The organism is Brevibacillus sp. DP1.3A, from assembly GCF_013284245.2.
Classification (GTDB): Bacteria; Bacillota; Bacilli; order Brevibacillales; family Brevibacillaceae; genus Brevibacillus.
On record NZ_CP085876.1, the window covers coordinates 5,654,508 to 5,681,055 of the forward strand.

A 26,548-nucleotide genomic window follows, 5' to 3' on the forward strand; every position below is an offset into this window, starting at 1 on the left:
GTAAAACAACTTCACTGACAGATATGGTCAGGAAAGAAAACAGAATTACATGAACATCTTGTAGCAATCAAGATGAAAACAAAAAACGTAAAACCATCACGACAATAATGCCTACGAGTACAGTAGCCAATAAACTACGTGTTTTTATCGCAATGAAAAAGGTTGGTATGGCTGCTAAAAGTTCAACGTTATTAATAGAAAAAGAAATCTTATCACCATGCTTAAATATCTCTTGAGCTACTAAAGCAGCCATAACAGATATGGGGACATAGCTTAACCATCGTGTTGCCCACTCTGGTAATTGAAAACGACTCAGTACCATAAGAGGAAGGACTCTAGGGATGAATGTAACAATAGCTGTTCCTACAATCATCAAAAAAACATCCCATCTTACTTCCATTTTTCCATCACCATCCCTATCGTTGCAGCAAAAATTGTAGCAACAATAACTCCCATACTGCCAGACATCACTGAACTGGTTCCCACAGCAATAACAACTGCGATTATCGCAACAACCACATCACGTTTCATTTTCCTTCGACTTAACATCGAAAGTACCAGAAGCCCAATAAACATCGCTGTCAAAGCAAAATCCAAACCTAATTTTTCAGGATTTGAAATCCATTGTCCGAAGAATGCTCCGGCTATATTGGCTATGCACCAGTTTAGATAAGCCGTTATATTTAGACCGTGCATCCATTTTTCACTAATGTAATTCTTTTTTGCAGCTTCGTTGATAGCAACACCAAACGACTCATCGGTAAGTAGAGACCCTACTAGCATGTTCCTAAGCGGAGAAAGATGCCGAAAATATGGTGCTAGGGCTGCACTAAGTAAAAGATGCCGAAGATTAACAAAGAAAATCGTAATAATAATGGTGGTAATCGAACTGCTTGCTGCCATCATTCCAGCAGCGATAAATTGGGCTGAGCCAGCATAAAGAATTAAACACATCAGAGCTATCTCAGCTATACTAAGACCCGCTGTCTTTTCTATAACACCAGCAGCAAATCCAATACTTAAATAACCCAGCAACGTAGGGACACAATCCTTAATACCTTGGCGAAAAGTATCTTTATCTCTTGAATCTGCTACCGTTTCGATTTGGTCATTCGCTAAACCCATTTTATCCCTCCGTAGTATTATTTAAATTAAGGGAGTTATTATCATAACTACTAAGAAAAAGTGAAAGAAAATACGGTTCAAATTACTTGAACCGTTTTCCTGTAACCACATGGAACAGGTCAGGCTGGTTAATCCAGAGCGCTTCGGCTTTCTCGGGGCCAATTTCCTTAACTAATTGTGCAAACATAATATCGTGCCTGATGTACTCCATTGCTACTAGTACAAGTGCTGGGTCTTGTGTTTTTATAGCCCATGCAGCGGTATTTGGAGCGAAATTTGCTATTAATACTTCTTCATTGTCTCGGGAGACAATGGTTAAACGACCACTCATACGTTCCTCTGCTACTTTAGGAGACATGTAATCATGATGAGTGGTTGCACCTATCTCGATATCGGGTGCTCCAAACAAAATGGAAAATACAGGTACACCTTCTTTTACCCGCCTATCTGCGTCCTGTTTTATAAAAGAAACCTGTGGTTGCCAAATCGATAACCATAGTTCTTCTCTGGCTTTGTTTATCATGTCAACCATTTCTGTGGTAACCAGTTCATCACTACTAATGCGTCGAACCACGTCTACTTGCTGTTCACTTTCTAATGCAGATAGATTTTTTTCAAGATAATCAAATGATTGCTCGAAGGAATTACGCATTCGCGTGATTAATTCTTTAGCTGGTAAAGGAGAGTAGGTCAGAGGTTCAGAAGGTACCGTATAAACTGCTCCTTTATCTAACAATTTCCCTAATACTTCATAAATCATGGAACGAGGTACGCCTGATCTTTTACTAATCTCATATCCAGTTATAGGAGACTGCTTCAAAAGTCCGATATATGCTTTGCATTCATATTGTGAAAATCCTAATTTCTGAAGTTCTTTATAAATTTCATCCAAAGAAAACCACCACCTTGAATACTTATCTTTAGTGATTATTATAATAACCTCTAAGTTCTATGGTGGTTATTATAATAATCACTAATACTATAGTCAATAATTTTAAACGGGTACCCCTGATATCGAGACTCATGAGTCATGGATTTGATGGTTATAATCTTAAGGGAACACCCGTCAATGAAAGAAGTGATATACGATGGATTTAGAAATGGTCATGCAAGAGCTTGAAGCTCTCGGCAAGGAACGCACCAAGAAAATTTATCTATCCAATGGCGCTCACGAGCCACTTTTTGGCGTGGCTACAGGCGCTATGAAGCCAATGGCGAGAAAAATCAAGATTAATCAACCCTTGGCTGAGCAGCTTTACGCTACCGGGAACTACGACGCTATGTACTTTGCCGGTGTGATCGCAGACCCAAAAGCAATGACCAAGGCGGATTTTGATCGGTGGATGGATTCAGCTTATTTTTATATGCTGTCCGATTATGTGGTTGCAGTAACCCTATCTGAAGCAGATATTGCCCAAGAAGTTGCCGATCACTGGATCACAAGCGGCGAAGAGCTCAGAATGTCTGCGGGCTGGAGTTGTTACTGCTGGCTTTTAGGCAATCGCCCGGATCGTGAATTTTCCGAAAGCAAAATTGCCAATATGCTTGAAACTGTGAAAAATACGATTCACGACTCTCCCGAACGAACGAAATACGCTATGAATAATTTTATTTACACCGTGGGAACCTCCTATTTTCCACTCCACGATAAGGCAGTCGAAATCGCAAAAGCAGTAGGGCCTGTAGAAGTCCAAAAAGACAAAGCAAAAAGCAAGTTCCTAAACGCTTTCGATAATATTCAAAAGGCAGTAAGTAAAGATCAGCTTGGCTTCAAACGGAAACATGTGAGGTGTTAGTCACCCGTTGGTTTCTCGTGAGGAAATAGTATGGACACGGAGTAGCCCTTTAGAGGTTGCTCCGTTTTTTCGTAACCAAGGTGTAAGATTCGGCTTCGCCCTGCTATTTGTAATAGTAGGCGAACTTAAAGGCGATACTGGTCGTGTAGAGGTTTTTTCGAACATGCGAGATCAAACTCCTACTGGAGACCGATGCCAAAATACATCGACTGCGGGATGTAACTACTCCCCATTGGTATAATATGGTACTTAAGTTTCAAGAATAAGATACGAGGAGATGTAATCCGTGAAGACGTTAATCGAATTCAAAAAAGTATCGAAAGAATACAAAATCGGAGAAGTGCCAATCAAGGCGCTTAATGGTGTTGATTTTTCCATAGCAGAAGGAGAATTCGTCGTTATTTTGGGTGCAAGTGGTGCTGGTAAAAGTACGATTTTGAATTTGCTAGGCGGAATGGATACGGCTACCTCAGGTCAAGTATTTGTTGGCGATCAAGAAATCACCCGGTTCAACGAAAAAAGATTAACGCAATACCGCGGTGAGAAAGTTGGTTTCGTCTTTCAATTCTATAACTTAATTCCGAATTTAAACGCTCTCGAAAATGTTGAATTTGCCACGGAAGTATGTAAAAACCATCTGGATGCGAAAGAGATTTTACATAAAGTTGGATTACAAAATCGTATGAAAAACTTCCCTTCTCAGCTCTCTGGTGGCGAACAACAAAGAGTTGCAATCGCGAGAGCTGTTGCCAAAAATCCTTTGCTTTTACTATGTGATGAACCAACCGGAGCATTGGATTATGTGACAGGTAAGTCCGTCTTAAAGCTTCTCCAGGATTTGAACAAAGAAACGAAAAAGTGCGTCGTATTGGTCACACATAATTCCGCCATTGCTCCTATGGCTGACAAAATTATTAAGGTGAAAAGCGGAATGATTGAAAGCGTTACCATTAATCGCGAAAAGCAAAGTGTGGAAGGGATTGAGTGGTGATGATGAAATTATTTTTAAAATTAGTAAGGGATATCAAGCAATCGATCGGGCAATTTATCGCCTTTGTTTTGGTTATCGCAGTAGGAGCCTTTTTCTATGGGGGGCTAGTCACTTATAGCAATAATCTTAGTTCTTATACAGAAGGTTATTTTCAAGAACATAACTTAAGCGACCTGCATGTATTTTACAATCAAATTTCCATAAATGATGTCGCTGTTTTAAGTGAAATAGAAGGCATTAAAAAAGTGGAAGGACGCTATACCTTTGATGCCACGCAAGCCTTTGAAGATGAAAAAGCTTCTTTGAAAATTCATTCCATCCCAGTCAAAAACGAAATAAACACGATTGCTATAATTGAGGGCAGAATCCCGTCAAAAAAGAATGAGATATTATTAGATTCTCGATATGCAAAAGAACATCTTTTTCAAGTCGGCGATGAAATCAGTATTAACGCGAATGAAAGAAATTTTATGTTTACCATTAGCGGCTTGGGTGAGAATGTCGAACATGCAAAAAAGAACGAAATACAAGACCATAAAACCTACGGAGTCGCTTATATTTCCGAAGAGACAATCTCTGAAATCTTAGGTGGTCTTTCCTATAATGAAATCATGATCGATGCTACAGAAGGATACGATATTGATAAATTGGGTCAATCCATTGAAGCACAATCCAAACACCTTTCTTATGTAAACCAAGTAAGTAAAGAACGGACTTTCAGCTATTCGAAAATATATGAAACGATCCAGAATAACAAATTGATGAGTATGGTTATCCCTTTCATTCTCTTTTTGATTGTAGCCATTATCCTGTTTCTTACCATGTCGAGAATGATTGACTCTCAAAGAAACCAAGTAGGGATTATGAAGGCTTTAGGTGTCAAAAACAGAAATATCATGCTTCATTACATGGGATACCCTGTGCTGGCAGGTATCATAGGTTCAATCATCGGTTGTGTTATTGCCGCTCTCGTATTTGTTCCATTCGTAACTGCATCGAGTGCAAGAGCCTACTCTCTGCCCGGCATTACATACTCCCTTTCTTTTTATTCTTTCATTCCTCCCATTATTTTCTCCAGTGCTTTTGGAATCCTAGCGTGTTACTTAAGTGGTAGAACCCTATTAAAAGAACGTGCGGCTCAGGCTATGCGTCCTAAACCGCCAAAGAAGATGAAAACGCTATTGATAGAAAGAATTCCGGGTATTTGGAGTCATATTTCCTATAGCTACAAGCTCATTTTAAGAAATATTTTCCTAAATAAACAAAAAGCTTTAGCGAGCTCAATTGGTGTTGTTGTAAGTACAGTCTTATTGATAACTGCTTTTGGCACTCAATCTGCCTTGCAAAAAGTAGCTAGCCAAATTGAAGATGTCTATACGTATGATTTACGAGTAGATTATACGATGGGGACATCTACTGATACGGTAAAGCTCCCCTCCGGTATGAAAAATCATTATTATCTATCCACCTTTCCTGTTGAATTCATGAACGGTGATGAAAAAGATAATGCCACTCTCGTAGTTACTGAAAAAGAAAACACCCTCATCCATTTCTTTGACGAAAATGAAAATCGGATCACTTTAGATCATAGTGGTGTGCTGGTACCAAAATCCTATGCCGACAAATATCATATTTCAGCAGGAAATATTATCCAAATTACGTTCAAAGCACCAGAGCTTAAAAATAAATCTGTAGAAATGAAGGTTTTACATATATCTACGCAGTATTCGAATCCTTCGTTTTATATCACACCAGACTATTTAAAGAGCTTTGGCATAGACTACAGCCCAACCTCGCTTTTCGTTCAAGCAAATAGCTCTGTAGATCTTAATAGCGTTCGTAACTTCTTTGAACAAGATCCTCATGTAGAAACGATTGCAGATAGAAATGATCTAAAGAAAACCGCTGAGTATATTTTGAAACAAAACAATTTTGTATTTATCATGTTTATTGTTTGCGCCGTCATCCTCTCTTTTGGCGCGATATACACAATCTCTTCCATCAACATTTATGAAAGGAATCGCGAGCTTGCAACACTTAAGGTACTAGGCTATCAAAAACATAAAATAAACAGACTTATCTTTTTTGAAAACATGATACTCACCACATTTGCGATCCTTGTAGCTTTACCGATAAGCGGTTACGTTTATTCCATGATTGTCAAGGCACTGTCTAGTACCCATCAACAAATCCCGGATCAATTAACTATTCCTATCATGTTGGTATCTGTTACTCTTGCCTACTTGCTTACGATTCTGTCCAATCTGCTGCTTCGGAGAAAAGTAACCAACATCAATATGATTGAATCATTAAAAGGAGTAGATTAAAACGATCGACTCTATGTTAAGAGACGAGCTGTGTGATTTATTCGAAAATATGGATCTATCTGTTTTAAATCCCTTTTATTTCTATTATATTATACATATCACCAATATTTTACATTTATCTACAAAGAACAAGAGGAGGCTTCATATGATTAACAAAAAAGCCATGAGCGCAATGTTCCTAGCTACAATGCTAGCAACAGGAGTAGTGAGTTATACAGTACCTACAGCAGCAGAAGCAAAGATAAGTGAATCTACAAGTCATTTAAATCTATATCCAGCAGGAGTATTTCCTTACACACCAACACCAGCGGAAGAAGCGCAATGGGGTTACCGATGGGCCTTTTTGGATAAAGAACAGACTCTTAGAAAGTACGTTTATAAAGAACATGCATTGATGCAATACAATCAATATGGACCCGACTCTGATTGGAAAGGCTCAAACAAAGGAGTGTTTGCGTACAAACCAACGCCAGAGGAAGATGCACAATGGGGCTATCGTTGGGCGTTTATCGATAAAGAAGGCAAGGTTCGAAAGTTTGTAAAGAAAGAGAATGCTGATCTGATTTATAAGCAGATTTTTGGTTGAGTAATAGAATCTTACACTTTAGGTGATATGCAAAAGGATGGGGCCGTCTCTGACGCTCTGTCCTTTCTCGTTTCATCCACCGTAGAATAGGCCATCATCCGTTTCCATCCTATACCTGTCTTCATACGATAAACAAAAACAGGGAGGAAACGAGGAATGCCCAAAAAAGTCTCGCTTTGTGAGCAGTTCTCCAGAATTATCAGGGGGCAATTTGGCTTTGCTGGCGGAAAATGCGTCTCGACCATCAATCGAAATCAAATAAAAGCGATCATTTTGGGGAAAAGATTTCGCGTCACGTCTTCTTTTTCATTTGAATCCTTGAATCCAAAAACGGGTAAGGCCCTTTGTTTAGGGAGAGCTGCGTTCTTACAAAAAGAAGTCAATCCATTCATTACAGCCATTCGGAACCAAGGCATAAAAGTCTCGTCTGTCCGTAATGAATGGTTATTCGATCGTCCCCGCTTGATATATGTAAATATTGAAGCAGTTGATAAACCTCTTGCTTTCGCAAGAAAAGTAAGGCGAGCATTAGATGCCATTCCTTCATGAGAATAGAAAGAAACGATTCCTCTCTGTCACCGCAGAGAGTTTTTTTCGTCTCTAGAACATCACAACTCGATCAGCTATAATAAAAAACAACCAAAAATAGGGATTTTAGTGAAAATCAGTACGTACTCATATACCTCTTACTAGGAAGGATTGATTCTCTTGAATACACAGATCATCGATATAGGCGTTAACCTGATGCACCGCTCCTTTCACCAAGATCGCGATGAGGTCGTTGCCAGAGCAGAAAAACAAGGAATTTACCCGTTAATTTTGACAGGGACAAGCTTGAGAAACAGTATGGATGCCTCACGATATGCGAGTCGCTCCAAAGGAAAGCTGTACACTACGGCAGGGATTCATCCTCACGATGCAAAAAGCTGTGATGAATCGACGATCAAGAAATTAAGAGAACTGGCGTCTCTTCCCCATGTGGTAGCGATTGGAGAGTGCGGGCTGGATTATAATCGTGACTTCTCCCCGCGTGATATTCAAAGAAAGTGGTTCATTGAACAAATTTCCCTGGCCACAGAACTTCAACTACCGTTGTTTTTGCATGAACGCGATGCTCACCTTGATTTTGTCTCGATTCTTAACGAACATCGTCAAAATATCACTCGTGGGGTTGTACACTGTTTTACCGGAACCTCCAAGGAATTGGAAACTTATTTAGAAATGGACTTTCATATCGGGATTACGGGATGGATTTGTGATGAAAGACGTGGGAAACATCTTCGGGAGCTTGTCAAAAAGATTCCCTTGAATCGTTTGATGATTGAAACGGACGCGCCATTTTTAACCCCTCGTGATTTGAAAGAAAAGCCTGTAGATGGTCGGAATGAGCCAATGTATCTGAGACATATACTGCACGCAGTCGCACAATGCATGGGTTTGAGCGCTGAGGAAGTTGCCAGCGCTACTACCAAGACTGCGAAAGAATTTTTTAATGTATAGGTAGTTTTCGCAAGAGGGACTCGTGCCCTCTTTTTCATTTTGTGACAAGACTAATGAATATAGGGCATTTCACAAAAACGTCGCTTTACGATTGTTAAAAATAGATTTAAATTACAAATAATGGATGAAAATAAAAGAAAGGTGGCTTGTTTATGCTTAAAAAAAGTATGGCTTCAAGTCTAGGTCTTTTCTTAGTTGTCCTGTCTTTCACACTTCCTAGTCAGGCTGCAGAACCAGCGCTTTCGAAATCGTCCGAACAAAATATTTCATCCCATGCATCAGTAAAACAATCCCTCTCAGCGAACTCTTCTTATGGAGCGAAAATGTGGATCAAGAACAATCAACTGGTCCCACAAGGCTGGGTAATTACAGACAGTACTAGTACTCAATTCGAAATTACATGCGTGATTGGGGCTACCTACAGATCGACACTCTGGATCAAGTACAACCAACGAATTCCGGATGGATGGGCTGTTATAGATGGCAGTGGTACTTCCCTTCAAATGATTTATACGGGAGGAGCTGGATACGGAGATAAACTGTGGGTGCGGAACAATCAAATCATGCCACAAGGATGGGTCATTACAGATAGTACGACGGATAAATTTGAAATTACGAGTATTCAAAGAGCTCCAAAGGGAGCGAAACTATGGATCAGGTATAATCAACAGATTCCAGCAGGCTGGGTTGTTACCGATCGCTTTAACACGCAAATACAAATCACTTTTATGGGCTAGAGACCACTACTAGAGTGGGACGCGACTAATCTGCGTCCCGCTTTTTCATTGCGGCAGTTTTTTGACTCATCTATTTTTTTACAACTCGATTACATCCCCATGCTATGCTTTACGGGAGGTGATCCAAAGTGGCAACCATCCTAATTGTCGAGGATGAGATTCCAATCAATGAGCTCATCAAAAGAAACCTGCAAGCAGTGGGACATAGATGTATTTCGGTAATGGACGGAAAAGCGGCACTGGAGGAGATGGACAAGCACGAGGTGGATCTCGTTGTCCTGGACATTATGCTGCCGGAGTTTGATGGATATGAGGTTTTCCGCCAAATTCGTGGGACGCCCACTATTTTTTTGACAGCGAAAAGCAGCCTGTCGGACAAGGTAAAGGGACTGACTCTCGGCGCAGATGACTACTTGGTGAAGCCTTTCGAGATGCTGGAACTGCTGGCGCGCGTAGATGCGGTGTTGCGACGAACCAAGAAAACAAGCAAGACGTTTGAACTGGATGGGGTCCGAATCGAATTTGAGAGCAGACAACTATTTCTCCATGATCATCCGGTAGATTACACCCCCAAGGAATTCGATTTGCTGGAAGTGCTCGTGAACAATCGCAATATCGCCCTCTCTCGGGAAAAGCTGCTGGAGCTCGCGTGGGGCTATGACTATGTCGGGGATACACGAACAGTGGATGTTCATATTCAAAAGCTGCGAAAAAAGCTGGACATGGAATCCCGAATTAAGACGGTCTATAAAATGGGGTATCGTCTTGAGGTCTAGATTAGCGAAAAACTATTACAACTCGCTAACAACTCCATGACGATTCGATAATTCCTCCCTCTTATACTTCTAACTGTGATCACAACCAAATAATGAAGGAGAGGTTCATATGAAAGTCAAACAAACCATTTTGGCAGCCACCGCAATTATTGGCACCAGCACATTGCTGTTTCAAGGATTCGTACAGGTCGTAACAGCTTCGGATTTCAACAAAACGAATACGATCCCTACCAGCTATGCGAATTATGCAGTTACTTCCTCCCAAACGCCACAAAACAGTTTGCCGCCCGGATACAAAAAAGCGAACTATACCGTGAATGCCATGAACAACCAAAAGCCAACGAGTAAAGACCTTACAAAAGAAGCGGCGGCGGAAATTGGAGCGAGAGCCCTTTGGGGGATGTACGCCCTGAGCCTAGAAGGGAAGGTGGTAGAAATGAGATACCAACAGCCACGTGAAGACCTTCCTCGTGCACAGTGGTACGGTGAAGTAATAATCAATGACAAGCTCAATTATTACTTCATGATCGACGCTGTTACCGGAGAATATTTCAGCATGTTCCGTGAGAGAACGTTCATTGAAAAAGAGACCTACGATGAGGAGCTTGCGAAAAATCCGCAGGAGTATGTGGACCTAGCCAAAAAGGCAGCAGAAAAGTTCAATATTGTCAACGGTCCAGTCAAGTCCGCTGTATACAAAATCCAAAGCATGGTCGAGAACAATGACCCCATCATATCGGTGGAGATCACAGGCGAGAACGGTGAAATCGCCACTGTGTATATAGCGCGCAGAGATAAAGAGTTCATCGGCGCCACCTATTATGCTAAAGAGAAGCACAAGGACCACCCCAACGCAAAAGTATCCTATCCTGAGATCGCCGAGCCCAAAAAATAAGGGAGCCTTTTCAGCCGCCACACCGTGCTGGCGGCTTTTTCCCATGAGTTGCGAACTCTCTCATCAAACCAGAGGTGAAACGAAAGGAAATCTATGAAATACCGGACCTTTTTAACAACTCTTGCCCTTTTTTTGTTTACATTCAACCTAGGGATCGTCATTATATCGATCACGACCTTCAAAGACACAATCCATCGTGCACAAGAAAGAAGCTTGGATGAGCATTATTTCATCACCTCCGCGCTCTTCCAAGATTTTCATGCGGTAGAAGGTCGCGGAACGGATATCGACAGCTCCATCCCGTCTCTGCTCCAGCCTTACAGCTATCTTGCCGGGGATCAAAACGTGACATTGGTACTTTTTAAAGACAAGGAACTGGTCTATTCAAATTCGTCTGTCCTATCCGTCCCAAACGGGTTTCCTGAGCTTCCGGGAGACGATAGCAGACTCGTTTCTATGCAAGAATCAGGCGACCGCGCCTCGGTCCTCGTTTCAGGAAAGCTGCCTTCTCCCTATGATTTATATACAATGGTTTACCAATACGACATAACAGATGGAATTGCTGCCTGGAGGCAAATGAAAAACATGCTGTTTTTCGCGGGCTTGATGGTTTCTGCTTTGTTTGCTTTTGGTCTTCATATATTGCTGTCTAAACTATTTAGGCCACTCTCGCAAATTTCACAAACATCCCGTCAAATCGCGGCTGGTGCGTATGATACCCGGCTTCCTGTGTCTGGACAAGACGAGCTGACCGAAATGGCGCAAAGCTTTAATCACATGGCAAAGGAAATTCAGAGTCAAATCCAGCAGTTAGCAACAGCCGCTCAGCAGAAGCAGCAATTTATCGACAACTTTGCACATGAGCTTCGCACACCGCTCACCACTATTTACGGCTATGCAGAATACATACAAAAGGTGGCTCGCACAGAAGACGACAAGCTGTTTGCCACAACCTACATCATGTCGGAAAGCCGCAGACTTCAACAGATTGCGTATCGTTTACTGGATTTGGCAACCCTTCGTGAAAATAAGATCGAGCGAAAGACTGTAGAAATAAAGCAGCTGTTTCTTGGCGTCGAGCAATCTCTGTCTCTTATGGCAGCAGAACAAAACATTCGGATTACTTCGGAATGTCACTTTGATTCGTTGGAGTGTGATCCTGATTTCATGCATATATTGCTCGTCAATTTCGTAGATAACGCGTTGAAGGCTTGTGGTACTGGTGGACAAATCAAGATGGCTGCTTTTCTGGATCATGGACAAAAAGGAATAATGGTCGAAGATAATGGAAAAGGAATGTCAGCAGAACATCTCGTCCACATAACAGAGGCATTCTATCGCGTAGATCCCTCCCGCACTCGAAATGGCGGCGGGGCGGGATTAGGCTTGACGCTTTGCAAACAGATTGCTGATTGCCATGGGGCAGAACTGAGCTTTTCCTCTGAACCGGGTAAAGGGACACTAGCCAAACTGATCTTCCCCGCCTACTAGATCTATACGAGAGAACAAAGACACCTGACTGATCATCTGAGGTGTCTCATTTTTTTCGTGAAAGTGAAAGATTGTCAGCAGCTACTCCGTCTATACAGTGACAAGGAGGTGGAACACCAATGGAGGATCATACTGGCGCACGAATTGAGCAATGGTTTCACTCATACAGCCAGGATGTATATCGCTTTCTCGTCTATTACACGGGACGAACCGATATCGACGATCTGGTTCAAGAGACCTTTATTCGTGCCCTCAAAGCTATGCAGGGAACAGAGGTTGAGAATCCCAAAACGTGGCTGTTTGCCGTAGCACGAAACGTAGCAATTGATGAAAAACGCAAGACAAAGCTAATCAGCTGGTTACCGGATATCTTCTTGCAGCATCTCGTTTCGCACGACAAAACACCGGAAGAGTCGCTGATGTTAAGTGAAAACAAGCGTCTGCTCTATGAAATGATCAATCAGTTAAAGTCTTCTTATCGGGACGTGTTGATACTCAGAGGGATCAAGGGATTATCGAGCAAGGAGACTGCGGAGGTTTTGGGATGGACGGAAGCCAAGGTCAATCTTACTTTGCACAGAGCAATAAAAACGATTCAAAACAAAATGCATGTTTCGATTGCGGAGGTGATGAACGATGCCATTATGTGATGAGCAGATCATTCTGGAAGAATTGAATCAATTCCCCGAGCAAATCCTTTCCCGAGAACGAAGCCAAGCAATATTAAAGGGTGTGCGAGAAGAAGGAGATAGACTTCAAAAAGTGAACAAACGAAGAATGTACTATGGATGGATGGCAAAAGGACTGATCACCTGCGGCCTGTTGCTCGGTTTTTTCTGGATGAAACCATTTTCTGCACCAGCAGAATCAACGAGCAGTGCAGCAGCCTTGACTCCTGAAGAACAAACGTATTTTGCTGCTGCTCAAAAAGCCATACAAGATGCGAGTGGCATTCAAAAGACCTTCCCATTTAGAGAGATTGAGAAAGACGCAGACTCCTATAATGTACAGGCAAAGGATCAAGAATCCAGAGAAGCTATCGTAACTTTTAAGCCTGGTACCACAGAGGTTCTTACCGTTTTCGCGAAGTTTGCGATCAACGAATTACCGAAGCCCTATCATAAATATGTAGAGACTGCACAAGAAGCATTTAAGGATACGAAACAACAGGTTACCTTCCAAAAAACCAGCTTTTTCAAAAGTGAGAAGGAAGCATATTTTTCCTTTTGGACAGAAGACAGACAGTACGTCTTAGTCGATTTCCCAACAAATAAAGTGTCTGATTTCACATTATATTACAACCTAGAAGACGTCGATCAAAAGATCATCTCCATCGCGCAAACAGCCTTGATGCGTTTATCCAATGAAAAAAATCTTTCCTTTACCCAAGCCCAAAAACGTTCAGACGAAAGTGAAGATAAATGGTTGCTCATTAATAAACAAAAGAAATATGAGGTAATGATCGGAGCAAATACAGGCCAAGTGTATGAAGTGAGCCATGCAACAGTCGAATATAAAATCAAAGCACTAAATGAAGTCATTCCCGTAACCAAGCCACTTATTCAAGACATTTTTGGCATTGATATCTCTGGGTATACAGCTTACGGCGGCCGGGACTGGGGCGGCTATATTTTGAGAAGTCCGGGGAAACCAAGTTTCTCCATACAGCTTGGAAATTTGGATGCTGGTGATATTAATCGAATTGAAATCGAATAAGGAGCAACGGGTTCTATATTCGTATATGGAACCCGTTTTCCTTTTCCAGCGTACTTCGTTAGTCGATCGACAGCTTCATTTTCAGCCCCTCATGCGTCGCTTTAAAACCTAATCGTTCATAAAAGCGCAACGCATCTTCTCGTTGTTTATCTGTCGTTAGCTGAAAAAGATGGCAGCCTCTCTCTTTGGCCCGTGCAATCGCCCATTCGATTAACTTGCTCCCAACTCCTTGACCCCTTTCCGTAGATGCAGTCCGAACCCCCTCAATCGTCGCTCTCCAGCTACCTTGATGTGTCAGATAAGGAGTAAACGTAATCTGTAGCACACCAATAATGTCCTCATCACGGCACGCCACAATCAATTCATTATTGGGGTCTGCATCAATGGATTCAAACGCTTTTATGTAGCTTTCGGGTAGCGGGGTTTCGTAACGCTCTCTCGTCTTACCTAATTCATCATCCGCAAGCATTTGCACAATTCAATTCAGATCTTTTGCTGTTGCGACTCGAAAATGAATCATCGTTTGCCTCCAATCGAATTTGTTGCGCGATTATTCTAACATCTTACAAGAAAACCCCTTTAGCTAAAAGGGGTGGGGAATTCGTCTATTTTTACTTGCAGGTGTTTCTTCTATTCGGATTCAAAATCAGCGCATCATCGTCCAGCTCAAACAATTTATCCAACAGCGCATCTAAGCCATGCTCCAATTTATATTCCATCTCTTCTTTATACAATGGAATCAAGAAATAGGCATGAACCTTGTTCCCATCCTTGGTGGGAATGACGCTGATTTCTTCGGATAGCTGAAACAGAACGACTCCATTTAAGCCCGTGCCATCCGCATACGGTTCATAGTCCTCATAATTCGGTATCGTATGTCCGTATCCCAACCACGTATTGTACTGGTGAGGAAAACGAGCCATTTGCTTCATCAGCCTGATCGGCCAGTAGTTGTTTTCATCCTGTAGCGATTCTTGTGTCAGCTCCCAGGAAGCCGGCAAAAATATCATCATTTCTGCTCGATCGAAATTCTCTTCCATCTGCTCCTGTATTTCATCCGGGATCGTCATCGGTAAATCACTCATCCCAGTCGTATACAGAACCCAAAATGGTTCTTCTTCTGTAGGACTCATTACATTCACATCAATATGTATCATATCGGAAATAATTTCGTGAAAAACACTGCTTTCTCTTCCCGCAAATACTGTTTCAAAGTGGGCAACAGTTTCTTCTACATATTCCATGGGAGCTGGGGGTTCATACTCAGCTTGTTCGTTATATGTGTAAATCGTAGTGCCGTCCTTTGACTTTTCTCCGTTGTTCGTACCGCCGAATAGCTTCTTGAAAAAATTCATCGTAAATCCTCACCTTCTCATCATTTAGACGCTGGGTCCTCTCTATTGTATCGGCATGAGATACACCCAACATTTACCTTATCTTTGTAATTCTTGCAAGAGGAGTGCTAAGCATCCTTCAGTGTAATAGCAAAAGAGGGAAGCCCCTTTAGCGCTCCCTCTTTCCGTCTTTCTTATTTCAATTCTGTATAGTACCGGACCTCTTCTTTATTAATCTGGAATCGAACCGATTTACGTAGATCGAATGCTTATTTGCTGGTGAACGATCAGGAGGAATTCATCTTGCGAGAAAATCAAAAACCAAGTAAACTTTACCTCATTTACTGTAGGTATGAAAATTATGGAAATGATCAATTTCACAGGTGTCTTCGAAAAAGTTGAGGAGAAGGAGTTACCTTATGGACACGAGAATCCCAGAAAGTGTTAGACTTTTCTTACACGACTACACACAACGACTCATGGTAGAACTGCCTGAAGTCATCTCCGGTGTGTATTTGTATGGTTCTATTGCGCTGTCAGGCTTCGAGGAAGATAACAGCGATATTGATTTTGTAACACTTTTACATAGAGGGTTAACGAATACAGAAATAGAAACGCTCAAAAACATTCATCATGCTCTCCAAAACGCCAACCCATTAGCCAAAAGAATGGACGGCATGTATATCAAGCTGGATGACATCGGAAAAACCAATCGATCCTTGGAGCCTTATCCTTACGTTGACAATGGGACATTCAAATCATCCGGCCACTATGATGTCAATCATGTGACGTGGTGGATCCTTAAGCAACAGGGCATTGCCGTTATGGGGAAAAGTGTTGAAGCATTACACATCCCTACCCAGTGGTTTGATGTCGGGGAAACGATGAAATACAATGTACATGATTATTGGTCGCCGAAAAGAAAAAGCATGGTGAAATTCATGCTCGATGAGTGGGTAGAATTCGCCGTTTTCACCTTATGCCGAATCTATTACGCGCTCATCCATGAGGACATTATTCCGAAGAGAAAAGCCGTAGAACAGGCTCTGCAAGAACTCCCAAATGAATGGCATCTTTTACTGAAAGAATCCTTGCGAATACGCTACCAATCAAACAAACCATCTTTATTTTCGAACAGATTCAAGCGGGCAAAGGAAACCCAGCGATTTATTCACTATATTTGCGAGCTGTCGCCTAGTAAGACGGAATAACACCCCTCAAAGCAATGGCGCACAGATCATCCCAAGACACCACCTTGGACCAAAGAAAGCGTACAGCGGGCCGAAGCTCTCCGACAAAGCCGCTTTGCGTAAGGAAGGAGATTTACTTATGAAGATAATGGAGCATTTGCACCTTGAGCATTTTAGACAAATGGAACAACTCGAGCTTCAATATTATGATGCTGAATTTATTACACCGTACCAAGAGAGCTACAATTGGTATTTGTTTCGTCCCGATTCGGTCGTTGCGATCGAAGAGAATGAGCGCATCATCGCTTTTATGAACCTACTTCCCGTCAAGCCGCATATCTACCTGCAAATCGCGCAAGGGACGTTTAAAGACAGCCTGATGACGACTGCGGATATCGAAGATTTAACTACTTCTCCCGAGCAAGTCTATTATTTTCTGTCCTGTGTCGTTGTCGATCAATCTTATCGGAAAAGCCCTGCCTTGCGCATGATGCTGCATCATTATCTCGATGTGCTGGCTCATGTTGAGCAGAGTGGCTGCCGCATCCAATCGATCATCATGGACAATATCACAGAAGCAGGCAATCGGTTCGCTCAGCGTCTTAGCATGAAGCATGTCTGTATAAGCGAGCACGACTCTCATATACATGCCTCGGACTATGAAAGCTTCAAACAGCATGTGCACGCGAGTTATCCCCTGCTTTCCCGCTAAAGGTTTCGCATCGACTTGGTGCGAAGCCTTTTGGCGTACGCTACGTATACAGTGCCATCATTTCTCGCAGTCTCTCTTTTGCAAAAGCTCTTAATTCCACTGGCTCCACTACCTCCATATGTCCGATCCTATCCAAAATATCGCGACATGCTCTTTCATAGCTGTACAAATTAACCGTCAATTGCTCGTACTCTCCCTGCTGCACAGCGGAGATCACCTCCAGCCTCTCTCGCACTGCCAGCTTTTCAGCATGCAACCTGATCACTACAGGAAAATATTCGACTCCACGACAAGCCTGCTTGAACGCCGCCTCCTGATTCGTCCAATAACCTACCAACGAAAAGCTCTTCGGAATCTCGAATGCCTCCTCCTCCAGTACATGAACAGAAGGAATCCGCTCGCACTTGAATGTTCGAACCTCCTGCGCGTTTTCACAGTAAGCAACGAGATACCACTCCGTTTTTTTCACGACGAGACCGTAGGGACATACCGTACGTGACGAGCTGCTCCTATCCATTTTGCGATAGGCAATGACGACTTTGCTTGATCGCCAAACCGCTGCCCGCAAAACCTCCAGATTCGGTATGACTACTCTCTCTTCCCACCACGGCGCCTCATCGAAATAGAATCGCTTCTTCGCTTTCTCGATATCTGGCCGATAAGTCTGCGGCAACGTCTTTTCTAATTTGAGCAAAGCAGACGTTAATTTGTGTCCAGTCTCGGTATCCTGCCCGACATGAATCCCCATCCCGGTCAAATACAAGTGCACAACATCATCGACGTACAGCTGTTTCAGATTGACCGTATATCCTTCCATCAAATAAATTCCACCGCCAGGCCCCGAGGTTGCCGCGATCGGAATCCCTGCCTGGGACAGTGCGTCAATATCCCGATAAATCGAGCGAACAGACGTCTCCAGCGCTATAGCGAGTTCTTTTGCTTTCATTTTTCCTCTTGATTCGATCAGCAGCAAAATCGCAATCAATCGATGCAGTCTCATCTCCAACCTCCACGGCAAAACGACCACTCTATTTTTCAACGCGGCCAAATTCATGACACGATGCTGTCAACAATACAAAGATATCATAGAGCTATCATTATGGGAGGGATGCAGAATGAATATTGCGGTATTAGGAACCGGCTTTGGTGCGTACCATGCACATCTGCTGAAAAAAATGGATGGTGTGGATAGAGTGGTAGTTTTCGGTCGAAATGAATCGAAGTTGCAAAAGCTACAGGAAGAGCTGCAAGTGGAGATTACAGTGCATATTGACGAGATCATGCGCGATCCTACTATCGATGTCGTGGACATTTGCTTACCTTCGCAGCTGCATCGGCAATTCGCAGTAGAAGCACTCGAAAACGGAAAGCATGTATTCTGCGAAACACCGGTTTGTTATACGCTAGACGATGCACAAGCCATGAAGCACACAAGGGACCGCTCAGGGAAAAAGCTGTTGGTGAATCAGTTTATCAAATTTGACCCAGCCTACGCCTACCTTCGCAGCGCTCAGACAGAAAACAAGTACGGACAGCTCCTCTCCCTCTCGCTCAAAAGAGAAACAGCTCCTTTATGGGGGGATCTAGGTTTGTCCTCCATTACAACCAATCTGATGATCCACGAGCTGGACTTCGTCACATGGCTGTTCGGTCGCAATGCCAGCACGAGCGCATGGGGGGTAGAATCATCGTGTAAAAAACAGTCCATCGTCCACTCTCACTTTCATTCCCCTGATACGCATGCTGAAATAGTCGCCTCCTCGCAGATGCCGATCTCGTACCCATTCACTGTCGGTTACGAGGCGTACTTTGAGAAAGCAAAGCTCGTCTTTCAGGAAGCTGACAGCCATGGTCAAACGGAATCTTTCTTATGGGAATACACATCCTCAGGCAAGAATGAGCTCGTTCTCCAACCCGTCAATCCGTATGAAGATAGCTTACGTCATGCCATTCGATGCTTTGCGGATCATACACAATCGATCATCGATGTTGATCATGCTGTCGAGTCTTTGGAGCTCGCGCTTGCACTACAGAAACAGCTTGCACGTCAGTAAAGAAACAAAACCTCCATGAAGCATCTTTTCATGGAGGTTCGTTGCGTGTTCTTTAATCGATGGGGAGGATTTTATATAATCCATATAACACCAAATAATGAATCACATGGAAATAGGCGTGTTATGCCGACAACTAAGGGCTGCCAGGGCATATGATGACCAGTAGAAACAAGGCACTAGACTACTACGGGAGGTACCTAACATGAACTTCACATTAACTCGACTCAGTCTGACGAATGTGGATGACTCTGCTGGTGGGTGGCAATATGAAGGTGGTAAAGTATTTGAGGGAAATAACCATATAGCCAATTACGCGAGTACGAAGCGCACCGTGCATCAGGGAACTGAAGCGCAGAATACGGCAATGCTCACATTGACACTTTTCTTTTATGGTCTCGAGAATATTACTCTCCAAGGAAGTCATGACTTCAGCTCTGGCAAGCAAATTGGAAGTGTTAGCGCTGCTTCATCTCGATTTGCTTATTCTATTGGTAAACAGTTCACAGTAACAGGAACTACTCTCGTTATTCAGTGATTTCAGGGGATCGTAAATTTGTCGGGTGCCCAAAAATACTGTCTGAGCGATGCTCCGTCCTACAAGTTGCTGGATACCCAGTAAAACAGCTCCCTTTCATCGAAATCAGCACCGCTGTTGAACTGGATGAGCAACAACTCTTTCCCTCTATTACTTCTCAAAGCAACTTTTCATGAGAAAAGCCGATTCCCCTTCATTCAGGAGGATCGGCTTTTGAGATTTTACTGGTAAGGGGTACCTGTCCTTTGATAACTAGCCACTTCTCTTAGGTTTTCGTGTCGCTTATATTTTGCAGGAGCCGTCCACGCAATTGTCGCCGGATTGCTCGTCTTTTTTCTCGTCGTTCTGCACGAATTTCAGAGCAGGAGCGGCGCTTTCTTCTTCCCATACCTGGTTCAATGCGCCTAAAAAGACTTCTCCTGGCTGCGCGCCAGAGACTGCATATTTGTTATTAATGACAAAGAACGGTACACCTGTGACACCCAAATCGTTGCCTCTTTGTTTGTCCTCTTGTACTTGCTCTCTGTATTCGTCTCCTGCCAGCATGGCGAGCGTCGCTTCCTTGTCCAAGCCTACCTCAGAAGCAAGCTGTGCCAGCACCTCGTGATCACCGAGATGGAGCGATTCCGTAAAGTACGCCTTCAGCATTCGCTCCTTGATTTCCTTCATTTTTCCATGGGCATGAGCAAAGTGCGTCAAGCGATGCGCATCGAATGTATTGGTCGGAATCATCGTGTCAAAATGATAGTCGAGTCCGACGCCTTTTGCCATTTGGGTTACTTGGTCATTCATCCCCTTGGCCTGTGCGAGTGGAATGCTATACTTGGCTGCCAGTACTTCATGCATGTCCATATCGGTATCGCGTTCCATCTGCGGGTCGAGCTGGAAGCTGCGATATACGACCTCTACTTGATCCTTATGCGGAAATTGAGACAGTGCTCCTTCCAGACGGCGCTTTCCGATATAGCAAAACGGGCAGGCAAAATCAGACCAGATTTCAATTTTCATGTTCCATCCTCCTCTATTTGAACGGTGCTGACCAAAAGACAGCAGACCGCACACTGCAAAATTCGTCGTATGCACATTATACAACAACACACGGTACGACTATGCACTTTGGAGGCTGAAAGCTGCACTTTGCCCTTAGCGAGTCATGCGAATGATGCGATCACATATTGTTTCCGCATCTGCTTTGTCATGCGTGACCAGGATCGAAGTCATCTTGGCAGCTCGCAGCATTCGCTTCAAGTCATCGCGTATTTTCGTTTTCAGCTCGGCATCCAGATTACTGAACGGCTCATCCATCAACAAGATAGCCGGTCTAGGTGCCAGCGCACGCGCAAATGCGACACGTTGTTGCTGTCCCCCGCTCAGCTCATGTGGATATCGCTTGCCGTAGCCTTCTAGCTGTACAAGCGCCAACATCTCTTTCAAACGAACCAGACGCTCTGCTTTAGATAAGCGATGCAGACCGAACAAGATGTTTTGCTCGACAGTCAAATGCGGAAACAGCGCATAATCCTGAAAAATCATGCCGATCCCGCGTTGCTCAGGCTCCACAAACTGCCCCTGATCGACCAACACTTTCCCATCGATCTGGATGCGCCCGCTCTTCGGGGACTCCAGTCCGGCTATCAAGCGAAGCAATGTACTTTTTCCACAACCACTATTCCCGAGCAGCCCGACAACTTCCCCCTGCTCCATCTGCAAGGAAAAATCCCGGATGACGCTGCCGTTCCCGCTTGCATAACCAAACGTCAGGTTTTTCACTTCAAAAAAAGTCATTTTGCCTGTCTCTCTCCTAACCAGTGATAGAAAATAACGGAGACGATCCCCACTGCAATGATACAGAGCGAAGGAATCGCGGCCTGATGAATTTGTTCATCGCTTGCATATTGATACGCCTTTGTTGCCAGCGTCTCGAAATTATAGGGACGAAGGAGCAAGGTAAGCGGCAATTCCTTCACGATTTCCATGAACACCAGGATAAAACCAGTGAGCACAGCCCCTTTGATTAATGGCAAATCCACCTTAAAAAAAGTCCGTGTCATGCTCATCCCGAGCATACGTGCCGCTTCTGAATAGCGGTTTCCCGTCTTCTCAAACCCTGCCTCGACTGCATTGAATCCGACTGCAAGGAAGCGGATGATGTAGGCAAACGTCAGCATGAACAAGGACATGCTGAGTACCAGCTTGTTTGCACCCAAACCCAGCCAGCTATAGAAGGAACTCAGTTCTTTATCTACGGACATCACCACCGCCATCACACCGATGGACAAGACTGCGCCCGGAATGGAATAGCCCATGGAAATCAAACGCGTCATTGCCACAGCGAATATCGAGCCTCGGGAGAATCGGATGACATTCGCTACGATTACCGCGAGCAGCATCAAGATGGTGATTGAGATACACGAGATGAACAGCGTATTGCTCAAGAGCTTCCAGAAGGTCTCGTTCAACACCTCTCCATACGTCCACGTCGCCCAGACAATCAACTGCCCAACAGGGATCACAAACGAAAACGAAACAATAACCAATCCGAAGATTACGGCAGCGTACATCGGGATTCCGCGCAATTTTCTGCGTGTGAGCGGCGTGCTCCTGTTCGTAGGCGAGCTAAATTTTTTTCTTTTACGCACGAGACGTTCGACGATAAAGATCGCGATAATCAACGTCATGAGCCAGGCGGACAAACGGATGGCCGATTCTACGTCATACATGCCAAACCACGTCTTGAAAATCGCCGCTGTAAAAGACTGAATCCCAAAATGCTTCGTCACCCCAAAATCATTGAGCACTTCAAATGCTACAAGACTCGCGCCACCCACAATAGCTGCCTGCGACATAGGCAGGACGATGCGAAAAAAGATATGCGTTTGGTTTTTTCCGAGCAATCTGGCATTTTCAATGAACACAGCACTCTGTTTTTCAAGAAAGGTTTTCGTAATCAAATAGACGTACGGGAACAAAAACAGAGTAAAAATAAAAATAGCGCCCTTCATCGACATAATGTCAAAGTAGCGTTGATCAAGCGTCAGCCCGAATGTTTCACGTAAAATCGTCTGAATGCTCCCCGTGTAGCTGAGCATGGAGCCGTACGTGTATGCTGCGATATACGGAGGAATTGCTAGCGGCAGCACGAAGGCAAATGAAAAAAAGCGACGCAATGGAAAATCGTAGGCAGCTACCAACCAGGCCAAGGTCACACCTACGATGATCGTACAGGCTCCGGTACCGAGCACGAGCCATAACGATTGCAGCGCGTAATCCAGTAGCATGTACTCTTGGATATGCTGCCAGTTTTCATTTTGTTTTTGAAAGAGTCCGAAAAAAATATAAAGAGACGGGAGAAGGGCCAAAATGGCCCCTATCACGCTCAGCGTTACCCACCCGTTCAGTTTTCGTCTCAGGCTTCTACGCAAAAGTGCTCCCGTCATGCTTATTTCCAACCTGCTTGATTCAGCAGTTCTACCGCTTTTTTGTTATACTCGCCGAGCTTAGCAAAGTCGAGCTTTTGCGTTTTAAATTCTCCCCACTCTTTCAAAAGAGCAGGCTTGTCAGCCTCTGCATTAACAGGGAACTCGTAGCTTCCGTTTGTCAGCATCGTTTGAGCCTCTTTACCTGTGACGAACTCAATCAATTTCACGGCATTGTCCTTGTTTTTCGCGTGCTTGGTCAAACCAATACCGCTGATGTTCAAGTGTGTACCTGTCGTTTCTTGGTTCGGGAAGAAAACGCTGATGTTTTGCGCGACTTTTACTTCCTCTGCATCTTTGGAGTTAAGCATTTGTCCAACATAGTAGGTGTTCATGATCGCAACGTCACCGACTTTGGCAACGACAGCTTTTGCCTGATCACGGTCTCCACCTTCAGGCTTGCGCGCGAAATTGTTTACCAGACCCTTTGCCCAATCCAATGCAGCCTGCTCGCCATTCAGCTCAATAAAAGAAGCAACGAGGGACTGGTTGTACAGGTTGGAAGAAGAGCGTACCAATACTTTGCCCTTCCATTTATCCGTAGCCAAATCTTCATACGTAGACAGCTGCTCTGGCTTCACGCGATCCTTCGCATACACGATTACACGTGCACGGGTAGCCATACCGATCCATTGGTTGTCAGGATCACGCAGTTCTTTCGGTACGTTTTTCTCTACTTCAGCAGATTGAATCGGTTGCAGAACGCCATTTTGCTTCGCGTAGTTCAGAACACCACCGTCAACCGTGATGAACAAATCCGCTTCGGAGCTCTCTCCTTCACGCTTCAAGCGCTCAACCAGCTCTTCTGCTGTACCCTTCACTTCGTTTACCTTGATGCCTGTTTGCTTCGTGAATTCTGCGAACAGTTTGCTATCAATATCGTAATGGCGCGCTGTAAATACGTTCACGACTTGCTCTGTGGCAGCCGGCTCCTGTGCCTTTGGCGCTTCTGTTTGCGGTTGGGCAGTATTCGCACCGTTTCCGCATGCAGCAAGTAAAGGCAACGTCAGCATCGTACTCAGCATGACCGCCAGCATCGATTTTTTTCTCATTTTGATTCTCCCTCTCTATCGCAGTGATTATTGATAATGAATATCATTGCCAATTGACAAGGCTTATTGTAACGAACAAAAATGAGAAAATGCTGTGAAAATAAAAAAACATCCCCAATTATTTTTAATGAGATGTGGATCGGTTGAAATTCACTGACGAAGCGGCACAAAAACAGTCACAGTCGTCCCTTTCTGCTCCACACTCTGAATCGTTATGCTGCCGTTGTAACGCGCAAGCAATCGTTTGGCGATGGCAAGCCCAAGTCCATACCCGCTCTCCCCGCTGTTTCTCGCTTTGTCTACCCGATACAATCGGTCCAAGACATACGGCAAATCCTGCTCAGGTATGCCGATTCCTTCATCTATGATTTCCATACAGGCTACATTTTCTTGCACCATGGCCCTCACGCAGATTCTCCTGCTCTCCCCGGAATACTTGACCGCATTATCCAAAAGGATCAGTAGCACTTGCTCCAGATGTTCTTCTGATATGGCAAGGATTTCTCCAGCCAAAGGCCCTAGTTCTTGCTCGATCGTAAATGTCGGCTGAATCGTGGCGAATTTCTTGATCATGTGACAGACAGCCCGATCCGGATTATGGAGCGCGACATCCTCTTCGATCTCCACATGCTCAGCTCTCGTCAAAACGAGCAGCTCCTGCACCAGTCCTTTTAGTCTGGCGAGCTCTTGAATCGAAGTCTGCAAGGATTCCTCCAAAACAGCTGGATCATTTTTTCCCCAACGCCGCAGCATTCCCAGATGCCCTTCGATAATCGCGATCGGCGTCCGCAGCTCATGTGAGGCATCCTCGACGAATTGTCTCTGCTGCAAAAAGGACCGCTCCACCTGATCCATCATTTTATTGAACATTTTCATCAAAGTCGCAATCTCATCCTGATTATCGTGAAACTGCACGCGTTCATGGAATCCTATTTGCCGGACGTTGCTCATCGTTTCATTCATCGATTGCAGAGGCCTAAGCAACTGCCGCGCGAGCAATCTGCCACCGAGACCGCTTATGATCACAGCGGTCAAGCACCCAATTGCCATGACCTGAAAGAGCGCACCACTCAATTGCTCAAACTCTTTCATATTCTTCAGAATCATGACTGTCCCGTTAAATTGAAAGATCGTAAGAGGACTGCTCATGATCAACAAGTCACCACGCACTTCTTGGGTCTGGGTGCGAATCGTCTGAACAGGCGGAAGCGGTGGCAGTGTGATATCTTGAAAATTTTCCGATACGACAACAATCGGTTTACCCTCTTCGTCCAGAATGCGAATCATCTGGTTTCGTTGATTGATTTTCTCCAGGAAGCTGCGTAGCTCTGTGAGGTCCTCCTCCTCAAAAGATTGCTCTTTTTCCAGCGTGTAGTTGAGGAACTCTCGCATCGTCTGTTGCACAACCTGTTGTTCCTGATTAAACATCCACTTCTCTACAAAAAAATATTGGAAGCTATTATAGCCAATGAATACGAGAAAAAGCAGAAGTGACGACCAGAGTGTCAGCTTCCATTTGATCGGGAGCTTTAAGAATCTCGATGGTCCGCTCATTTTCGCATCACATAGCCAATCCCGCGTACAGTCGAGATAAAGCTGTCCTCATTGGGAGAATCGATTTTATTGCGCAAATACCGAACGTACACATCGACAACATTGGTCTCGACAGCCGCCTCGAATCCCCACACGGTATCGAGTAGCACCTCGCGAGGCAGGACTCGATTGATGTTTTTCATGAACGTCACGAGCAAATCATACTCTCTTTTGGTCAACTCAACAGGTTGATTATTTTTGGTGACGATACGTCCTTCCATTTGGACTACCAGCCCTCGGTGTGCGAGCATGGTTCGGGGGACATTCTCCTGCTCTTCCTGACGGCGAAATACAACGCGTATGCGTGCCAACAACTCCTCGATCGCGAATGGCTTCGGAATATAATCATCGGCCCCACTGTCCAAGCCTGAGACACGGTCCGTAATACTGTCTCTGGCTGTCAGCATAATAATCGGCGTTTTTTTCACGCTACGAATTTTTTGACAAACCGCAATACCATCAAGCCCCGGAAGCATGACGTCCAATAATATGACATCCCACTCTTCCTGTAAAGCGAGCTCGAGTCCTTTATGTCCATCATGCGCGACTGTAATCGCAAACGATTCGTAGCGCAGCTCCAGCTCAATAAATCGGGCCATATTGATCTCATCTTCTATTAGCAGCACTCTTTTCACGTTTTGCCCACCCTTTTGCCCATGCCG

Annotated in this window: 28 protein-coding genes; 16 read left to right on the forward strand and 12 right to left on the reverse strand. The window is 44.1% G+C overall.

What is annotated here, in order from left to right:
- Positions 1 to 67: 67 nt before the first annotated feature.
- From HP399_RS26065 to HP399_RS26075, 3 genes are all read right to left on the reverse strand, one after another.
- A complete protein-coding gene (locus HP399_RS26065; protein ID WP_173618060.1) occupies positions 68 to 400 on the reverse strand; it encodes an AzlD domain-containing protein in 333 nt (110 codons plus the stop codon).
- Positions 391 to 1,125: an AzlC family ABC transporter permease gene (locus HP399_RS26070; protein ID WP_173618061.1), complete on the reverse strand. Its 735-nt coding sequence runs from the start codon at positions 1,123 to 1,125 to the stop codon at positions 391 to 393. Before HP399_RS26070 ends, HP399_RS26065 begins: the two co-directional genes overlap by 10 nt.
- 82 nt (positions 1,126 to 1,207) lie before the next feature.
- Positions 1,208 to 2,017, reverse strand: coding sequence for a TrmB family transcriptional regulator (locus HP399_RS26075; protein ID WP_173618062.1), 810 nt, complete (start codon positions 2,015 to 2,017; stop codon positions 1,208 to 1,210).
- A gap of 196 nt (positions 2,018 to 2,213) precedes the next feature.
- Here HP399_RS26075 and HP399_RS26080 point away from each other — a divergent pair, with 196 nt between their 5' ends.
- From HP399_RS26080 to HP399_RS26135, 12 genes are all read left to right on the forward strand, one after another.
- Positions 2,214 to 2,921, forward strand: a complete 708-nt coding sequence (locus tag HP399_RS26080) for a DNA alkylation repair protein (RefSeq protein WP_173618063.1) — start codon at positions 2,214 to 2,216, stop codon at positions 2,919 to 2,921.
- Positions 2,922 to 3,207: 286 nt separating this feature from the next.
- Entirely contained in the window at positions 3,208 to 3,912 is a 705-nt protein-coding gene (locus tag HP399_RS26085) for an ABC transporter ATP-binding protein (RefSeq protein ID WP_173618064.1), read from the forward strand.
- Positions 3,913 to 3,914: 2 nt separating this feature from the next.
- On the forward strand, positions 3,915 to 6,239 hold the full coding sequence (locus HP399_RS26090) for an ABC transporter permease (RefSeq protein WP_173618428.1): 2,325 nt from the start codon (positions 3,915 to 3,917) through the stop codon (positions 6,237 to 6,239).
- A 145-nt stretch (positions 6,240 to 6,384) separates the two neighbouring features.
- Positions 6,385 to 6,825 (forward strand): hypothetical protein, encoded by a 441-nt coding sequence (locus tag HP399_RS26095; protein ID WP_173618065.1) that lies wholly within the window; start codon positions 6,385 to 6,387, stop codon positions 6,823 to 6,825.
- Between the two features lie 156 nt (positions 6,826 to 6,981).
- Positions 6,982 to 7,374, forward strand: a complete 393-nt coding sequence (locus tag HP399_RS26100; RefSeq protein WP_007721609.1) for a DUF1259 domain-containing protein — start codon at positions 6,982 to 6,984, stop codon at positions 7,372 to 7,374.
- 150 nt (positions 7,375 to 7,524) lie between these two features.
- The gene (locus HP399_RS26105) at positions 7,525 to 8,325 is read left to right on the forward strand and encodes a TatD family hydrolase (protein ID WP_173618066.1); all 801 of its coding nucleotides are present in this window, start codon (positions 7,525 to 7,527) and stop codon (positions 8,323 to 8,325) included.
- 152 nt (positions 8,326 to 8,477) lie between these two features.
- Positions 8,478 to 9,062, forward strand: coding sequence for a hypothetical protein (locus HP399_RS26110; RefSeq protein WP_173618067.1), 585 nt, complete (start codon positions 8,478 to 8,480; stop codon positions 9,060 to 9,062).
- A 128-nt stretch (positions 9,063 to 9,190) separates the two neighbouring features.
- Complete coding sequence (locus tag HP399_RS26115; RefSeq protein ID WP_173618068.1) at positions 9,191 to 9,838, forward strand: response regulator transcription factor; 648 nt, start codon at positions 9,191 to 9,193, stop codon at positions 9,836 to 9,838.
- 109 nt (positions 9,839 to 9,947) lie between these two features.
- Positions 9,948 to 10,733: a hypothetical protein gene (locus HP399_RS26120; RefSeq protein ID WP_173618069.1), complete on the forward strand. Its 786-nt coding sequence runs from the start codon at positions 9,948 to 9,950 to the stop codon at positions 10,731 to 10,733.
- 93 nt (positions 10,734 to 10,826) lie between these two features.
- Complete coding sequence (locus HP399_RS26125; RefSeq protein WP_173618070.1) at positions 10,827 to 12,224, forward strand: sensor histidine kinase; 1,398 nt, start codon at positions 10,827 to 10,829, stop codon at positions 12,222 to 12,224.
- Positions 12,225 to 12,343: 119 nt separating this feature from the next.
- The gene (locus HP399_RS26130; RefSeq protein ID WP_173618071.1) at positions 12,344 to 12,874 is read left to right on the forward strand and encodes an RNA polymerase sigma factor; all 531 of its coding nucleotides are present in this window, start codon (positions 12,344 to 12,346) and stop codon (positions 12,872 to 12,874) included.
- On the forward strand, positions 12,861 to 13,940 hold the full coding sequence (locus HP399_RS26135) for a hypothetical protein (protein ID WP_173618072.1): 1,080 nt from the start codon (positions 12,861 to 12,863) through the stop codon (positions 13,938 to 13,940). The genes HP399_RS26130 and HP399_RS26135 overlap by 14 nt, the downstream gene beginning before the upstream one ends.
- A 58-nt stretch (positions 13,941 to 13,998) precedes the next feature.
- Here the strand turns inward: HP399_RS26135 and HP399_RS26140 are convergent, their stop codons facing one another.
- Together HP399_RS26140 and HP399_RS26145 are read right to left on the reverse strand one after the other, a co-directional pair.
- Positions 13,999 to 14,409, reverse strand: coding sequence for a GNAT family N-acetyltransferase (locus tag HP399_RS26140; RefSeq protein ID WP_228088574.1), 411 nt, complete (start codon positions 14,407 to 14,409; stop codon positions 13,999 to 14,001).
- Positions 14,410 to 14,551: 142 nt separating this feature from the next.
- Positions 14,552 to 15,295 (reverse strand): suppressor of fused domain protein, encoded by a 744-nt coding sequence (locus HP399_RS26145; RefSeq protein WP_173618073.1) that lies wholly within the window; start codon positions 15,293 to 15,295, stop codon positions 14,552 to 14,554.
- Positions 15,296 to 15,693: 398 nt separating this feature from the next.
- Between HP399_RS26145 and HP399_RS26150 the strand changes: the two genes are divergently transcribed.
- Positions 15,694 to 16,485 carry an aminoglycoside adenylyltransferase domain-containing protein gene (locus HP399_RS26150; protein ID WP_173618074.1) on the forward strand — a complete coding sequence of 264 codons (792 nt, stop codon included), beginning with the start codon at positions 15,694 to 15,696 and terminating at the stop codon, positions 16,483 to 16,485.
- 118 nt (positions 16,486 to 16,603) lie between these two features.
- Positions 16,604 to 17,176, forward strand: a complete 573-nt coding sequence (locus HP399_RS26155; RefSeq protein WP_173618075.1) for a GNAT family N-acetyltransferase — start codon at positions 16,604 to 16,606, stop codon at positions 17,174 to 17,176.
- 40 nt (positions 17,177 to 17,216) lie between these two features.
- Here the strand turns inward: HP399_RS26155 and HP399_RS26160 are convergent, their stop codons facing one another.
- Positions 17,217 to 18,176 (reverse strand): helix-turn-helix transcriptional regulator, encoded by a 960-nt coding sequence (locus HP399_RS26160; protein WP_173618076.1) that lies wholly within the window; start codon positions 18,174 to 18,176, stop codon positions 17,217 to 17,219.
- A gap of 115 nt (positions 18,177 to 18,291) precedes the next feature.
- On the opposite strand from HP399_RS26160, the gene HP399_RS26165 reads away from it, so the two are divergent.
- Both HP399_RS26165 and HP399_RS26170 read left to right on the forward strand, forming a co-directional pair.
- The gene (locus HP399_RS26165; RefSeq protein ID WP_173618077.1) at positions 18,292 to 19,230 is read left to right on the forward strand and encodes a Gfo/Idh/MocA family protein; all 939 of its coding nucleotides are present in this window, start codon (positions 18,292 to 18,294) and stop codon (positions 19,228 to 19,230) included.
- Positions 19,231 to 19,432: 202 nt separating this feature from the next.
- The gene (locus HP399_RS26170) at positions 19,433 to 19,765 is read left to right on the forward strand and encodes a hypothetical protein (RefSeq protein ID WP_173618078.1); all 333 of its coding nucleotides are present in this window, start codon (positions 19,433 to 19,435) and stop codon (positions 19,763 to 19,765) included.
- A gap of 282 nt (positions 19,766 to 20,047) precedes the next feature.
- Here the strand turns inward: HP399_RS26170 and HP399_RS26175 are convergent, their stop codons facing one another.
- The 6 genes from HP399_RS26175 to HP399_RS26200 all read right to left on the reverse strand — a co-directional run bounded on the left by HP399_RS26175 (position 20,048) and on the right by HP399_RS26200 (position 26,521).
- The gene (locus HP399_RS26175) at positions 20,048 to 20,773 is read right to left on the reverse strand and encodes a DsbA family oxidoreductase (RefSeq protein ID WP_173618079.1); all 726 of its coding nucleotides are present in this window, start codon (positions 20,771 to 20,773) and stop codon (positions 20,048 to 20,050) included.
- Positions 20,774 to 20,908: 135 nt separating this feature from the next.
- Positions 20,909 to 21,550 (reverse strand): ABC transporter ATP-binding protein, encoded by a 642-nt coding sequence (locus HP399_RS26180; protein ID WP_017250075.1) that lies wholly within the window; start codon positions 21,548 to 21,550, stop codon positions 20,909 to 20,911.
- Positions 21,547 to 23,202 carry an ABC transporter permease gene (locus tag HP399_RS26185; protein WP_173618080.1) on the reverse strand — a complete coding sequence of 552 codons (1,656 nt, stop codon included), beginning with the start codon at positions 23,200 to 23,202 and terminating at the stop codon, positions 21,547 to 21,549. Before HP399_RS26185 ends, HP399_RS26180 begins: the two co-directional genes overlap by 4 nt.
- A gap of 2 nt (positions 23,203 to 23,204) precedes the next feature.
- Entirely contained in the window at positions 23,205 to 24,293 is a 1,089-nt protein-coding gene (locus HP399_RS26190; RefSeq protein WP_173618081.1) for a Fe(3+) ABC transporter substrate-binding protein, read from the reverse strand.
- A gap of 150 nt (positions 24,294 to 24,443) precedes the next feature.
- The gene (locus tag HP399_RS26195; RefSeq protein ID WP_173618082.1) at positions 24,444 to 25,847 is read right to left on the reverse strand and encodes a sensor histidine kinase; all 1,404 of its coding nucleotides are present in this window, start codon (positions 25,845 to 25,847) and stop codon (positions 24,444 to 24,446) included.
- Positions 25,844 to 26,521 (reverse strand): response regulator transcription factor, encoded by a 678-nt coding sequence (locus HP399_RS26200; RefSeq protein ID WP_173618083.1) that lies wholly within the window; start codon positions 26,519 to 26,521, stop codon positions 25,844 to 25,846. Before HP399_RS26200 ends, HP399_RS26195 begins: the two co-directional genes overlap by 4 nt.
- Positions 26,522 to 26,548: the final 27 nt, after the last annotated feature.